The sequence below is a fragment of the Azorhizobium caulinodans ORS 571 genome, assembly GCF_000010525.1.
Classification (GTDB): Bacteria; Pseudomonadota; Alphaproteobacteria; order Rhizobiales; family Xanthobacteraceae; genus Azorhizobium; species Azorhizobium caulinodans.
This window is the reverse complement of sequence record NC_009937.1, coordinates 4,199,027-4,212,905: the sequence shown is the minus strand read 5'-3', so window position 1 is coordinate 4,212,905 and position 13,879 is coordinate 4,199,027. Positions and strand designations below refer to the sequence as shown.

Genomic DNA, 13,879 nt, shown 5'->3' with positions numbered 1-13,879 from the left:
AGAGGCGCCGATGCCCCACACGCAGCCCCCTCCGCCCCGCCGGTCCCGCCGCCTGATCTGGCTGGTGCTCGGGACGCTGGTGGCCTGGTTCCCGCTGCTTGGCGTCTTCGCGGCCACCGAAATCGCATCCACGCTCGGCTGCAAGGTCAATGAGGGGCAGCCCCAGCCCTGCCTGTTCGGCGGCACCGACATCGGCGGCCTGCTCTACACCCTCTTCACGGGCGGCTGGTTCATGCTGATCACGGCCCCCTTCATGCTGCTGACGATCGTGCTGTGGGTGGGCGTCATCGTCCGCTGGCTCTGGCGCCGCCTGCGGCCCGTCCGCTGATCCACCTGCGCCCGGCACACCGCTTGCAACGACTGTCCTGATTGTCGGATTGGGCACGGGCCCGATCCCCAGCCTCGGGGGCGTCGACATGACGGACATGGCCGAACTGCAGAAGCGCAAGCTGCCGATCAACCTTTCGATCGTGCATGTGGACCCGGACGCCTTCCTCGCCAGCTTCATGGGCTGGCTGGAGATCACCGCCTTCATCACCGCCCAGCGCGCAGGAACGGCGGCCGTCCCCGCAGATGGCGTGACGCCGGCCTTGTCCGCGCAGGACCTTGCAACGCCGGGCGTTCAGGCGGTGGCCAATGACGCGCTCTTCGCCTTCTGCATGACGGCCGCCCTGAAGGGCGACGTCGCCGCCGTGGATGCGGTGGATGCCGGGCTGATTGCCCGCTTCGGCGACGACTATCCCGGCAAGCTCGCGGTCGGCTATTTCCGGGCCGTGAACGACAATCCCATCCTGCTTGAGGATTTTGTCGGACAGGCGGGGCGCAAATGGCTGAAAGGCGACAGGCCGCCGCCGCCGCTGCGCGCCAAGGAGGACTGGAACGCGGGCCTGCGCTTCTTCGAGAAGGCCCGCAAATCCAACTTCATCCACGAGGTGCTCTATCCGCTCGCCAGATGGACGCGGGAGCGCTGGACGGTGATCGTCGAGAAGGAGCCCGCCTTTCTCCACCATATCGAGGACAACCTGCCCATCCTGCGCGAGGCGCTGGATGATCCGCGCAACGATCAGGCCTTCATCGCCAACTTGCTGCTGAAGGCGGCCCCGGCGGTGGATATGGAACTGACCGACGAATACGAAGGCTTCCTGCGTTCGCTCGCCCGGCGCTGACCCCCATCCGCGTTCCCTGCGCGGGTGGCCCGCCCGCGCGAGACCCCGAACCGCCGGAGGCGGCCCATGAGCGAACTCTTTGCCATCTGCTCCACCTATGAGATCGACGACGGCGGTGCGCGCGGCTTCGTGCTGGCGCGGCTCGACGAGAGCGGGGCGGCCAAGCCCTGGCCGATCATCGTTACCCGCAAGTCCAATTCGTTTTTCGGCTTCGAGAATGCCTGCCCGCATCAGGGCAAGCGGCTCGACACCGTGCCGGGGGAGTTTCTCGACGAGGAGGGCAACTTCCTCACCTGCGGCGTGCACCATGCCCAATTCGATCTCGACAGCGGCCAGTGCTTCATCGGCCCCTGCCAGGGCAAGGCGCTGACACCCGTGACGCTGGTGATCGACGACGGCGACGTCTGCCTGGTGGACGTTCCGCTGGCGGAAGAGGACGGGCTCGATCTGGAAGAGCCCGACACCTTTCCCGAGGTGATGATCACGAGCGACTGATGGCTGGGTCGGCCGTCGGGACTCAATCCCGCTCGACGGCGATGACCTTGCCGCGGTCGACGGCGAGGGCAAGGCGACCGGCCTTGAGGGCTAGCGCCCGTTCACCGAACAGTTCCCGCCGCCAGCCGGAGAGGGCGGGGACGGGAGCCTCGTCGTCGACGGCGATCCGCTCGAGGTCGTCGGTGGTGGCGATCACCTTGGCGGCCACCGCATTCTGCTCGGCAGTCATGCGCAGCAGCACCTTGAGCAGTTCGACGGTGGCGGCAGCGCCGTTCGGCAGCGGCTTGTCGCGCTCGATGCGGGGCAGGGTCTTGGGATCGCGGGCCACGCCCTTCTTGACCGCTTCCAGCACCGCCTCGCCATAGCGCGAGCGCTCGAAGCCCTTGGGCAGCGAGCGCAGTTCGGCCAGCTTCTCGGCGGTCTGCGGCTGCTGAACGGCGATCTCGCCGATCACCTCGTCCTTGATGATGCGCCCGCGCGGCAGGTCGCGGGCCTGCGCCTCGCGCTCGCGCCAGGCGGCGACCTCGGCGAGGACTGCCAGTTCACGCGGCTTGCGCACCCGGGATTTCAGCCGCTCGTAGGCGGTCTCGGGGTCTTGGCGATAGGTGCTGGGAGAGGTGAGGATGTTCATCTCCTCGCCCATCCAGTCGGCCCGGCCGCGGCTCTCCAGATCCTCCATCAGCTTCTTGTAGACATCGCGCAGGTGCGTGACGTCGGCGACCGCATAGGTAAGCTGGGCCTGCGAGAGCGGCCGGCGCGACCAGTCGGTGAAGCGGGAGGACTTGTCGATGGCGTGGCCGGTGATCCGCTGCACCAGCTGGTCATAGGAGATGCTGTCGCCATAGCCGAGCACCATGGCCGCCACTTGGGTGTCGAACACCGGATGGGGGATGATCTCCGCCAGATGCCAGACGATCTCGATGTCCTGCCGGCCGGCATGGAACACCTTCTTCACCTTCTCATTGCCCATCAGGGCGAAGAAAGGCGCGAGGTCCAGCCCTTCCGCGAGGGCATCGATGATGATGGCCTCGTCGACGCTGGCCACCTGAATCACGCAGAGCTTCGGCCAGAAGGTCGTCTCACGCAGGAACTCGGTGTCGACAGTGACGAAGTCGTGGCGGGAGAGGCGCTCGCAGGCGGCTGCCAGGGCCTCCGTGGAGGTGATCGGGTCCATGGCGGCCACCATAAAGAAGCCTAGCTTGCCGCGAAAGAGCCTGAATGATGTGCCGCTCAGCTTACGGCCTGGAAGGACATGTCCCGCGCCTCGGTGGCGCGCATGGGCCGCCCCAGCAGATAGCCCTGGACATAGCCGCAGCCTTCGGCCCGCAGGGTTTCCAGCTGCTCCTCGGTCTCGATCCCCTCGGCCGTCGTCTCCAGCTTCAGCGCTGCGGACAATTGCAGGACCGCCCGCACGATGGCGCGGCTGGGGTCGTCTTCGCAGATGCGGGAGATGAAGCCGCGGTCGATCTTGATTCGGTCGATGGGCAGCGAGCGCAGATAGCTCAGCGACGAGTAGCCGGTGCCGAAATCGTCGAGCGCGATGGTGATCCCCTGGCTGCGCAGCCCCTGCAGGGCGCCGTGGATGCCCGAGCCTTCCTCAAGGAGGGTCGATTCGGTCAGCTCCAGCTCCAGCCGGCTGGGTTTCAGGCCGGAGACGCGAAGCGCCTCGCGGATCTGGTCCGGCATGTGGCCGGAGCGGAACTGGAGCGGCGAGAGATTGACCGCGAGGCGCACGTCGTCCGGCCAGTCGGCCGCCGCGCGGCAGGCTTCCGTGAGCACCCAGGCGCCGAGCGGCAGGATGAGGCCGGTCTCTTCCGCGCAGGCGATGAAGGTGGCGGGGGCGACGATGCCCCGCGTCGGATGGCGCCAGCGCAGCAGCGCCTCGAAACCGCAGAGCTTGCGGTCTCCGACGCGGAAGAAGGGCTGGAAGACGAGAAAGAACTGTCCGTTCTCCCAGGCGCTGCGCAGGTCGAGCTCCAGCGAGCGGCGGGACAGCGCGGTGTGCTCCATCTCCGGCTCGAACAGGCGCGCCTGTCCCCGCCCTTCCGCCTTGGCGCGATAGAGAGCGAGGTCCGCATTCTTCAGGAGCTCGATCACCGACGTGCCGTCCGCGGGGGCCATGGCGATGCCCACCGAGCCGCCGGCGATCACCCGGTGATCCTCCACGCTGATGGGCCGGCTGATGCGGGCGATGATCCGCTCGGCCAGCGCCAGCGCGGCTTCCGGCTGGTCGGCCTGGCTGCTGATGATGGCGAATTCGTCGCCGCCGAGCCGGGCCACCAGCTCGCTCGGCTGCGCCTCCTCGGCGACGCGGGTCGCGACCGCCCGCAGCAACTGGTCGCCCACCACATGGCCGAGCGTGTCGTTGACCGTCTTGAAGTAGTCGAGATCGAGGAACAGCACCGCCAGCGGTGAGCGCGTGGTGGCAAGCAGGGCGGTCAGGCGCTCGGTGAAGAGGAGGCGGTTCGGCAGGCCCGTGAGGTCGTCATGCCGGGCGGTGTGATGGGCGGCGGCGGCAAAGCGCGCCTGCGCCTGCGACTGGCGGATGGCGAGGGCCACCGCGACGCCGATGGCGATGCAGATGAGCCCGGCGGCGATGCCGATGGGCAGGATCTGGAGCCGCAGCCGCGCCTCGATGGCATCGGTGGTGTCGCTGACCGCGACGACCAGCGGATAGTTGGCCAGCTGCTGCACGGCCACCAGACGGGCGTGCTCGTCGATCAGGCCGGCGGGGACGATGCCGTCCTCTGGCTCCTCCGCGATGAGTTCGCGGGCGATGCGGGTGGCGGACTGTGGCAGCTGGACCTGCGACAGGCTCCTGTGGGGGAAGGAGGCCAGATGCGCCCCATCCTCGCGGAAGAGGGTGATGTTGCCGTCGCGGCCGAGCTTGATGGCGCCGTAGAACTGCTCGAAATAGCTCTGCTCCATGGCGCCGAGCACGAGACCGAAGAAGGCGCCGGAGGGCGTGTTGAAGCGGTTGGCGAGATAGATGGTCATGGTGCCGGTGCCGCGGTTGGGCACGGGCTGGCTCACGTAGATGGTCTTGTTCCGGCTGTCCCGCAGCGCGATGAAATAGTCCCGGTCCGAGACATTGACGGACGGCACGGGCCAGTAGCGGGAGAAATTCAGCAGGTTGCCCTGCTGGTCGATGATGGTCACGGCATCGACGAAGGGCAGGCCGCTGATCTTTTCCCGCAGCGTCTCATTGATGTCGAAGGTCGACATGAGGGCGCCGAGCGCCGTCTGGGACTCGATGTTGGCGGCGGCGATGCGCTCGATGATGCTTTTCTGCACCAGTTGCAGGGACTGGAAGGCGCGGTCGCTCTGCTCGGCCAGCGTGAGGGAGAGGTTCTCCAGCTCGCGCCGACGATCGGCGAAGGTCTGCTTGCGGATGCTGTAGCAGAGGAAGACCGTGCCCGCGATCACCGCGAGGGCCAGAACCGCGCCGAGCGCCGCGAACAGCACGCCGCTGCGTGCGCCGATCCGGTGCATGCGTTCTTCGGGATGATCCGTCCGACCGACGGCCCGAACACTCATTTGCACCCCCGCTTCAGCGCAATTCCCCCGCAAGATACACAGCTTGGCACCAGCGCCAATACCGTAGCACGTTGCTGCCCCACCTGTGCTCCCTTGACAAGGCAGGGTGCGCATGCACCTTCCCCGCCGGCCCGGCGTGAGCCTTTGGCGCCAAACTCCCGTTTCGTTTACCGTGTTCCCCGAAAGGTCCGCCATGCACCGCTACCGCACCCACACCTGCGGCGCGCTCACCGAAGCCCAGGTGGGCGACACCGTCCGCGTCTCCGGCTGGTGCCACCGTATCCGCGACCATGGCGGCGTGCTGTTCGTGGACCTGCGCGACCATTACGGCTTGACCCAGGTGGTGTTCGATCCCGACAGCGCCGCCTTCGCCGCCGCCGAGAAGGTGCGCGCGGAATGGGTGATCCGCGTCGATGGCCGCGTGCGCCTGCGCCCCGAGGGCACGGAGAATTCAGAGCTCGCCACCGGCAAGGTGGAGATCTACGCCACCGACCTTGAGGTGCTCGGCCCGGCCGCCGAGCTGCCGCTGCCGGTGTTCGGCGATCAGGATTATCCGGAAGATATCCGCCTGCGCTACCGCTTCCTGGACCTGCGCCGCGAGCGCATCCACGGCAACATCATGAAGCGCGGCCAGATCATCGACAGCCTGCGCCAGCGCATGAAGGGGCAGGGCTTCTTCGAGTTCCAGACGCCGATCCTGACCGCCTCCTCGCCGGAAGGCGCGCGCGACTTCCTCGTGCCCTCGCGCATCCATCCCGGCAAGTTCTACGCCCTGCCCCAGGCGCCCCAGCAGTACAAGCAGCTCATCATGATGAGCGGCTTCGACCGCTACTTCCAGATCGCCCCCTGTTTCCGCGACGAGGACCCGCGTGCCGACCGCCTGCCGGGCGAGTTCTACCAGCTCGACCTCGAAATGAGCTTCGTCACGCAGGACGACGTGTTCGCGGCGGTGGAGCCGGTGATCCGGGGCGTGTTCGAGGAGTTCGGCGGCGGCAAGCCCGTCACCCAGAACTGGCCGCGCATTCCATATGCGGAAGCCCTGCGCAAGTACGGCTCCGACAAGCCGGACCTGCGCAACCCGCTGGTGATGCAGAACGTCTCCGAGCACTTCCGTGGCTCGAATTTCAAGGTGTTCGCGCGCCTGCTCGAAGACCCGAAGAACGAGGTGTGGGCGATCCCCGGCCCGACCGGCGGTTCGCGTGCGTTCTGCGACCGCATGAACTCGTGGGCGCAGGGCGAGGGCCAGCCGGGCCTCGGCTACATCATGTGGCGTGAAGGCGGAGAGGGCGCAGGCCCGCTCGCCAACAACATCGGCCCCGAGCGCACCGCTGCCATCCGCGAGCAGCTCGGCCTCAAGGACGGCGATGCCGCCTTCTTCGTCGCCGGCAATCCGGAGAAGTTCTACAAGTTCGCCGGTCTTGCCCGCACCAAGGTGGGCGAGGAGCTGAAGCTCATCGACACCGAGCGGTTCGAGCTGGCCTGGATCGTGGACTTCCCCTTCTACGAATGGTCGGACGAGGAGAAGAAGATCGACTTCTCCCACAACCCCTTCTCCATGCCGCAGGGCGGGCTTGAGGCGCTGAACGGGCAGGACCCGCTCACCATCAAGGCCTTCCAGTACGACATCGCCTGCAACGGCTACGAGATCGCCTCCGGCGGCATCCGCAACCACCGCCCCGAGGCGATGGTGAAGGCGTTCGAGCTGGCCGGCTATGACGAGGCGACCGTCATCGAGCGCTTCGGCGGCATGTACCGCGCCTTCCAGTATGGCGCGCCGCCCCACGGAGGCATGGCGGCGGGCATCGACCGCATCGTGATGCTCCTGTGCGGCGTCTCGAACCTGCGCGAGATATCGCTCTTCCCCATGAACCAGCAGGCCCTCGACCTGCTCATGGGCGCGCCGAACGAGGCGACGCCCAAGCAGATGAAGGAACTGCACATCCGTCCGGCCTTGCCGGCGAAGTGAGGCGAACGGGGGCGGGCATCGGCTGGGTCCCCGGGCGGATTGCTCCTGCCCGAACCGCCGCTGCCCCTGCCAGTCCTCCCATCCGAAGGCACATACCAAAGGCCCGTCACCCGGCGGGCCTTTGGCGTTTTGCGGATCGGGCCGGACCGCTTGTGCAGCGCAGCGGGGTGCGTTAGTTTAGGTCAATAATGCTGACCTAAAGGAGCGCCCATGCCGGTTGCCCCGCTCGTCCTGCCCCTGCGCCGGTTTCCGGCCCTGGCGTGGTGCCGGCGTGCGCTGGCGGCGCTCCAGCAGTCCGATCCCGGCCTGCTGCGCACCTTCATCGCCCTGCGGGTGTTGGCCTGCGTCATCCTCACGGGTGGTCTCCTGTTGCCCGGCCTCAAGCTCACCGGCCTGCCGCTGACCGTCGCGGCGCCCGCGTTGGTGCTGGCCATGGTGCTCCCGGTTCTGGTGCGTCAGACGGGCTGGCGGGACTATGCCCGTGCGCTGGGCCTCGTCGTGGCCTGCGCGCTCTCCACCTACCTGTGCGGCGCGCTGCTCGCCCCCTGGCCGGCGCTGGTGCAGGCGGGCTTCATCCTCGTGCTGACGCTGGCGGTCGCCGTGCATCCCCTCGGTCTCGGCCCGACCGCGGCGGGCATGGTGGCAGGCGTGCTCTATTATGTTGGGCTCTACCTCCATCCCGGACCCGCGGACCTCGGCGCTGCCCTCGCCATCGTGCCGGTGGCGCTGGCGGTGGTGGTGCTGGTCTGCCGCGTCCTCCTGCCTTCCGCGCCCGCCGCCGTGCTGCGCCGGGCGGTGCAGGCGCTTGCCTGCCGGGGCGCGGCGGTGCTGCGGCGGATGGCCGAGGGCCGCGAGCCGGACCTCGCTTTGGCCCGCCTGAACGAGGTGGCGCTGCTGGTGGAGGACCATCTGGCGCTCGCCGCCGGTCGCGTCGGTGCTGGTGCTGCTTATGCCGCAAGCATGGCCGAGGCGGTTCTGGCCTTCGAGCAGGCAGTGGGGGCGCTGCGTCTGCGCCCGCCACCCCGCGAATGCGCCCGCCTGCTGCTCGCCTGCGCCGCCCGGCTGGAAGAGGGGGCCTTCGCTCCGCCCCGCGGTGTGGACGTGCCCTGCGGCCCGACCCGCCGCACTGTGCGCGACATCGAGGTGGCCGCCGCCCGCATGTCGGAGATCGCGGGGGCAGCGGCCACGGGCTTCCGCCCCGCGCCCGGCGCCCCTGCCGCCGGCCCGGTGGGGCTCGCGTGGCGGGCGGCGGTGCGCGTGGCTCTCGCCGGCACGCTCACCCTCTGGGTGGGGCTCGCCATCTCGCCCGAGCGCTGGTTCTGGGGCGTCTTCTCCGTCTTCCTCGTGCTGCTCGGCATGCGCTCGCGCGCCGAGATGATCCACCGCAGCGCCCAGCGCATCATCGGGACGCTGGCCGGAGTCGTGGCCGGCGCGGCGGCGACCTACGCCCTCCGGGGACATCCGGCGGCCGAGGTCGCCCTGATGCTCGTCTGCGTCGCTGGCTGGGCCTTCTTCATCCTGCATGCCTATGCCAAGGCGATCTTCTTCCTCACCGTGCTGGTGGGCCTGGTCTACGGCAGTCTCGGCGCCACCATGTCCGAGCTGCTGGAGATCCGGCTGGCCGAGGTGAGCGCCGGCTGTCTCATCGCCATGCTCTGCGCGCTTGTCATCTTCCCCGTGCCGACGCGGCCGCTGCTGGCGCGGCAGGTGCGGGCCGTCATGGCGGGGCTGGCCGAGGTGGTCCGTCTGTCGCGGCAGCGCCTCGCTGGTGATGTGTCGGCGCAGCCGGTGCGCGCCATGCGGGCGGTGGACCGCAGCTTCCGCGAGGCGGCGGGCGCGCTGGCGAGCCTGGAGGCCGCGCGCCGTCTGGTGGTTGGAGCGGAGCCCGATCCGCTGCCGCGGACCCTTCTGGCGTCAGTCCATTGGGCACGGCAAGTGGCCGGTCAGGCGGAGAGCGGCAGCCTCGCTCTGACGGCGGATGGGGCAGCCCGTCTTGCGCGGGCGGAAGCTTGCCTTACAGCGCCTGCGGACGGCGAAACCGCAACGGCTGACCTCGCTGCGGCGAATGAGGCGCTGGAGGCAGCGCTCCGGGCATCCGGTCCTTACGAAAACGGCGCGCCTGGATCCGGCGCGCCGCTCTCCTCTTGAAACTACGCCGGTCGGTCCGTCAGGGACGCGGGCCGGCCGTCGCCGTCATCTTGAAGGCGGCGAGGGCGTCGAAGGGATCGTCCAGGCTCAGCAGGGACGCGACCGGGAGGGGCCGCTTCGGCGTGAGGGTGACGGTGATGGTGCCCGGCGCCTTCACGAAGGCGGCGATCGCCTCGCCCACCGCAGCCGCGTCCGGATTGACGGTCGCGGCATCCTGCGTCCCCATCTGGATGCCCGAGATAAGCTCGGACCGCAGATCCTCCGGCTCGACGCCGGCGAGTTCCGCTTGCTGCTTCAGCATCAGATTGGCGAGGCCGAGATCGGTCACGGTGACCGACAGCGCGCCGGCGGTCACGTTCTGCAGCTTGGCGAGGATGGCGGTGGGATTGTTCATCACGTCCTGGGGTGCCGCGTCGAACACGTCCTTCGGCACGTTCTCCAGCCGCGCCTCGATCTTGGCGGAGAAGGCCTTCTCCAACTCCAGCGAGGCCGGCGCGAGGGCAAGGCTCCGGGCATTGGCGTCGTAGCTCAGGTTGAGCACGGACGAGATGCTCGTGCGGTCCATGCCGGCGGCGGCGAGATAGCTGAAGGGCTCGCCGTCCTCCGCCGAGATCGGGCCGCTCACCTTGTCGAGGCGGAAGGCGACGCGGGTGGGCAGGAGGCCGGTGAAATCGCCCCAGGAGAGCGACATCTTCTCGATGCTCACCATCTTGCCGTTGGCGTCATAGGGCGCCTCGAGGCCCTCCAGCTCGAAGCCGGAGAAGCTCTTCAGCACGGCGGCGCTGGCATTGAGGGCGATCAGTTCGTTCTTGTCGTCCTTGCTGGCCATGGCCGCGCTCTGCTCAAGAATGCTCTTGAGCGACAGGCCCAGGATGGCGGCGCGCTTCACCGTGGAGGGCTTCTCGCCGGGGAGCTGGCTGGTGAGGCCGAGAACCTCCAGCGTCTCCAGACGGCCGTCCACGAAGCCCTTCATGTTCATGGCCGCGATCTTCACCGCGGCGTCCTTCTCGGCCAGCGCGATGTCGTTCACGGAGATCTGGCCGACCGCGAAGCCGTCGATCACCGGCAGGGTGCGCTCCACGATGGCGACCACCTGCTTGGGGTCGTCCGAAGGGGGCTGCTGGGCGAGGGCCGAAAGCTGCTGGAGCCGCTCGATGGACAGCTTCTCGGGATTGATGGCCACGCGCTGCGCGCTCAGGCTGCCGGCGGAGAAGAGGTTGGTCTCCTTGTGCCGCAGGCGATAGGCGCCGGTGCTGATCTTCTCGTAGATGGGCAGCGGGCTGGAGGCCTTGGGCTCGGCGTCGGTCAGCATGCGGATCGGCCCGGTGTCGATGCCGGAGGCGCGCAGGTCGGCCACGTCCACCACGACGGGCACCGTCGTGGCTTCGATGACGGTGGTGGTGGACACGAGCATCTTGCCGACCTTCAGCTCGGCGATGCGTCCCTCGCCGATGCCGGAGGCCGTGAGGGCCTCATAGGTGAAGCTGGAGGGCGCCGCCGCCGGCTTGTCGCCCTGCGCCGGCGGGGGCGTCACATCGCCGCTGAGCTTGGGAATGCTCACGCTGTCGATGCGCACCGCGCCGAACAGCACGAGGCCGTCGCGCAGGGCCTGCGTCGCCTTGCTGCCCGGGGGCACGGCGGGCATGCGGTCCGGGCCGGAGTAGCCGACGAGGCTGACCTGCGGCGCGGAATAGGTGACCTTGGTCTGGGCGGCCAGCGGGTCCGTCACGGCGACGCTGAGGCCCGTGAGCTCGACCGACTTGGCCTGCACCGTGCCGCCGGAGGGCGAGGTCACCTCCTGGGCGTCCAGCCGCTCAAGCTTCACCTGCTGGCCGGCAGCGGGGCCGGTGATCTCGATGCCGGTCACCGTGAGGCGGCGGCCGGAGAGGGTGAAGGCGACATCCTTGTAGCTCGCCTGGGCGCCCTTCTGGCGCAGGGACGCAAAGACAGTCTCCACGTCGTTGCGGGCGCGCATCTGCACGAACCGGTCGAAGCCGAAATAGCCGCCGACACCCAGTACGGCGATCACTGCGACAGTGATGATGACCTTTTTCATGCGTGCTTTTTCCTCCACGTGGAACCGAATCCACCGAGCTTGGCGCTATTCGCCGCGAAATCGCCATGCCAGACCGTGACATCCCCCGCCGCGGGGGATAGGTTGCCCGCCCGTTCGGTGGACATCTGTAAGAGAGGCTTGGGGGAGGACATGGCGTCAAACATGTCGAACATTTCCGAGGATCTGAAATCCGGCGCGCTTGTCTACCATCGCAGCCCCAAGCCTGGGAAACTGGAAATCCAGGCGACCAAGCCCCTCGGCAATCAGCGCGATCTCGCTCTGGCCTATTCTCCCGGCGTCGCCGCGGCCTGCGAGGCCATCAAGGCTGACCCGCTCCAGGCCGCAGAACTGACCACCCGCGCCAATCTTGTGGCGGTGGTGTCCAACGGCACCGCCGTGCTCGGCCTCGGAAACATCGGCCCGCTCGCCTCCAAGCCCGTGATGGAGGGCAAGGCGGTCCTGTTCAAGAAGTTCGCCGGCATCGACGTGTTCGACATCGAGCTCGCCGCCACCGAGATCGACCATCTGGTCGAGACGGTGGCCGCGCTGGAGCCCACCTTCGGCGGAATCAACCTTGAGGACATCAAGGCGCCCGAGTGCTTCGAGGTGGAGAAGCGCCTGCGCGAGCGCATGAAGATTCCGGTCTTCCACGACGACCAGCATGGCACCGCCATCATCGTCGGCGCTGCCGTCCGCAACGCGCTGGAGATCGGCAACCGCAAGATCGAAGACCTCAAGATCGTCACCTCCGGTGCGGGCGCGGCGGCCATCGCCTGCCTCAACCTGCTGGTGACCCTCGGCGCCAAGCGCGAGAACATCTGGGTCTGCGACATCGAGGGCGTGGTCTATGAAGGCCGCGAGACCCTCATGGACCCCTACAAGTCTGTCTATGCCCAGAAGACCGACGCCCGCACGCTCGCCGAGGTGATCGACGGCGCGCACATCTTCCTCGGCCTCTCCGCCGGCGGCGTGCTGAAGCCGGAGATGGTCCAGCGCATGGCGGATCGTCCGCTCATCCTCGCGCTCGCCAACCCCAATCCCGAGATCATGCCGGAAGAGGCCCGCGCCGTGCGGCCCGACGCCATGATCTGCACCGGCCGTTCGGACTTCCCGAACCAGGTGAACAACGTCCTCTGCTTCCCCTACATCTTCCGCGGCGCGCTGGATGTGGGTGCCACCGACATCAATGCCGAGATGAAGATGGCGGCGGTGGAAGCCATCGCCGCGCTCGCCCGCGAGACGCCCTCCGACGTGGTGGCCCGCGCCTATGGCGGCGAGACCCGCGCCTTCGGTGCGGACAGCATCATTCCTTCGCCGTTCGATCCGCGCCTCATCCTGCGCATCGCCCCGGCGGTGGCCAAGGCGGCCATGGACACCGGCGTCGCCACCCGGCCCATCGCCGATTTCGACGCCTATAACGAGAAGCTCGACGAGTTCGTCTTCCGCTCCGGCTTCATCATGCGTCCGCTGTTCCAGCGCGCGAAGCAGGACAAGAAGCGCGTCATCTACGCCGAGGGCGAGGACGAGCGCGTGCTGCGCGCCGCGCAGGCGGTGATCGAGGAGGGCATTGCCCATCCCATCCTCGTCGCCCGCCCGAGCGTGCTCGAAGCCCGCCTCCAGCGCTTCGGTCTCTCGATCCGTCCCGGCAAGGACTTCGAGGTCATCAACCCCGAAGACGATCCGCGCTACCGCGACTTCGTGCGCTCCTACATCGAGATCGCCGGCCGTCGCGGCGTGACGCCGGATGCCGCCCGCACGCTGGTGCGCACCTCCTCGACCGTCATCTCGGCGCTGGCCGTGAAGAAGGGCGAGGCGGATGCCATGCTGTGCGGCATCGAAGGCCGCTTCTCCCGCCATCTGCGTCATGTGCGCGACATCATCGGCCTGGCTCCGGGCGTGCGCGAACTGGCCGCGCTCTCGCTGCTCATCACTCCGAAGGGCAATTTGTTCCTGTGCGACACGCAGGTGCAGACCGAGCCGAACGCCGCCGACCTTGCGGAGATGACCATCCTCGCCGCCGCGCACGTGCGGCGCTTCGGCATCGAGCCGAAGGTGGCCCTGCTGTCGCACTCCAATTTCGGCAGCAACGACACCGTCTGCGCCCGCCGGGTCCGTGCGGCCCTCGACATCCTCAAGGACCGCGCGCCGGAGCTTGAGGTGGATGGCGAGATGCAGGCGGAACTCGCGCTGCTGCCGGATGCCCGCGAGCGCATTCTCCCGCACTCGCGCCTCCAGGGCGTGGCCAACGTGCTGGTGATGCCCGACCTCGATGCGGCGGACATCGCCTACAACATGATCAAGGTGCTGGGCGACGCGCTCCCGGTCGGCCCCATCCTCATGGGCACCGCCAAGCCGGCGCACATCCTCGGCCCGACGGTGACCGCCCGCGGCATCGTCAACATGACCGCCGTCGCCGTGGTGGAAGCCCAGAGCGAAGCCTGATCCGCAAGGGCTGCCTTCCGGCGGCCCGGCACAAACAAAAGGCCCCGGCGCTTCTGGCGCCGGGGCCTT

General features: G+C 68.4%; 9 protein-coding genes. 6 read left to right on the top strand and 3 right to left on the bottom strand.

What is annotated here, in order from left to right:
• The first annotated feature begins 10 nt into the window (after positions 1 to 10).
• The 3 genes from AZC_RS18875 to AZC_RS18865 all read left to right on the top strand — a co-directional run bounded on the left by AZC_RS18875 (position 11) and on the right by AZC_RS18865 (position 1,661).
• A complete protein-coding gene (locus AZC_RS18875) occupies positions 11 to 328 on the top strand; it encodes a hypothetical protein (RefSeq protein ID WP_043879601.1) in 318 nt (105 codons plus the stop codon).
• Between the two features lie 88 nt (positions 329 to 416).
• On the top strand, positions 417 to 1,166 hold the full coding sequence (locus AZC_RS18870; RefSeq protein ID WP_012172186.1) for a hypothetical protein: 750 nt from the start codon (positions 417 to 419) through the stop codon (positions 1,164 to 1,166).
• 66 nt (positions 1,167 to 1,232) lie between these two features.
• Positions 1,233 to 1,661: a Rieske (2Fe-2S) protein gene (locus AZC_RS18865; protein ID WP_012172185.1), complete on the top strand. Its 429-nt coding sequence runs from the start codon at positions 1,233 to 1,235 to the stop codon at positions 1,659 to 1,661.
• A gap of 22 nt (positions 1,662 to 1,683) precedes the next feature.
• Here the strand turns inward: AZC_RS18865 and rnd are convergent, their stop codons facing one another.
• A complete protein-coding gene (gene rnd / locus AZC_RS18860; RefSeq protein ID WP_012172184.1) occupies positions 1,684 to 2,835 on the bottom strand; it encodes a ribonuclease D in 1,152 nt (383 codons plus the stop codon).
• Between the two features lie 56 nt (positions 2,836 to 2,891).
• Complete coding sequence (locus AZC_RS24540; RefSeq protein WP_052286003.1) at positions 2,892 to 5,153, bottom strand: bifunctional diguanylate cyclase/phosphodiesterase; 2,262 nt, start codon at positions 5,151 to 5,153, stop codon at positions 2,892 to 2,894.
• Between the two features lie 238 nt (positions 5,154 to 5,391).
• On the opposite strand from AZC_RS24540, the gene aspS reads away from it, so the two are divergent.
• Together aspS and AZC_RS18845 are read left to right on the top strand one after the other, a co-directional pair.
• Positions 5,392 to 7,164, top strand: coding sequence for an aspartate--tRNA ligase (gene aspS, locus AZC_RS18850; protein ID WP_012172182.1), 1,773 nt, complete (start codon positions 5,392 to 5,394; stop codon positions 7,162 to 7,164).
• Positions 7,165 to 7,374: 210 nt separating this feature from the next.
• Positions 7,375 to 9,312, top strand: a complete 1,938-nt coding sequence (locus AZC_RS18845) for an FUSC family protein (protein ID WP_012172181.1) — start codon at positions 7,375 to 7,377, stop codon at positions 9,310 to 9,312.
• Positions 9,313 to 9,331: 19 nt separating this feature from the next.
• On the opposite strand, the gene AZC_RS18840 is transcribed toward AZC_RS18845, so the two are convergent.
• Positions 9,332 to 11,368 (bottom strand): hypothetical protein, encoded by a 2,037-nt coding sequence (locus tag AZC_RS18840; protein WP_043879600.1) that lies wholly within the window; start codon positions 11,366 to 11,368, stop codon positions 9,332 to 9,334.
• Between the two features lie 162 nt (positions 11,369 to 11,530).
• Here AZC_RS18840 and AZC_RS18835 point away from each other — a divergent pair, with 162 nt between their 5' ends.
• Positions 11,531 to 13,810 (top strand): NADP-dependent malic enzyme, encoded by a 2,280-nt coding sequence (locus tag AZC_RS18835; protein WP_012172179.1) that lies wholly within the window; start codon positions 11,531 to 11,533, stop codon positions 13,808 to 13,810.
• Positions 13,811 to 13,879: the final 69 nt, after the last annotated feature.

What these genes read in the sequence shown, in the direction of transcription:
- AZC_RS18875 (WP_043879601.1), top strand. Translation starts at nt 11, where the DNA reads ATGCCCCACACGCAGCCCCCTCCGCCCCGCCGGTCCCGCCGCCTGATC.
- AZC_RS18870 (WP_012172186.1), top strand. Translation starts at nt 417, where the DNA reads ATGACGGACATGGCCGAACTGCAGAAGCGCAAGCTGCCGATCAACCTT.
- AZC_RS18865 (WP_012172185.1), top strand. Translation starts at nt 1,233, where the DNA reads ATGAGCGAACTCTTTGCCATCTGCTCCACCTATGAGATCGACGACGGC.
- rnd (WP_012172184.1), bottom strand. Translation starts at nt 2,835, where the DNA reads ATGGACCCGATCACCTCCACGGAGGCCCTGGCAGCCGCCTGCGAGCGC.
- AZC_RS24540 (WP_052286003.1), bottom strand. Translation starts at nt 5,153, where the DNA reads ATGCACCGGATCGGCGCACGCAGCGGCGTGCTGTTCGCGGCGCTCGGC.
- aspS (WP_012172182.1), top strand. Translation starts at nt 5,392, where the DNA reads ATGCACCGCTACCGCACCCACACCTGCGGCGCGCTCACCGAAGCCCAG.
- AZC_RS18845 (WP_012172181.1), top strand. Translation starts at nt 7,375, where the DNA reads ATGCCGGTTGCCCCGCTCGTCCTGCCCCTGCGCCGGTTTCCGGCCCTG.
- AZC_RS18840 (WP_043879600.1), bottom strand. Translation starts at nt 11,368, where the DNA reads ATGAAAAAGGTCATCATCACTGTCGCAGTGATCGCCGTACTGGGTGTC.
- AZC_RS18835 (WP_012172179.1), top strand. Translation starts at nt 11,531, where the DNA reads ATGTCGAACATTTCCGAGGATCTGAAATCCGGCGCGCTTGTCTACCAT.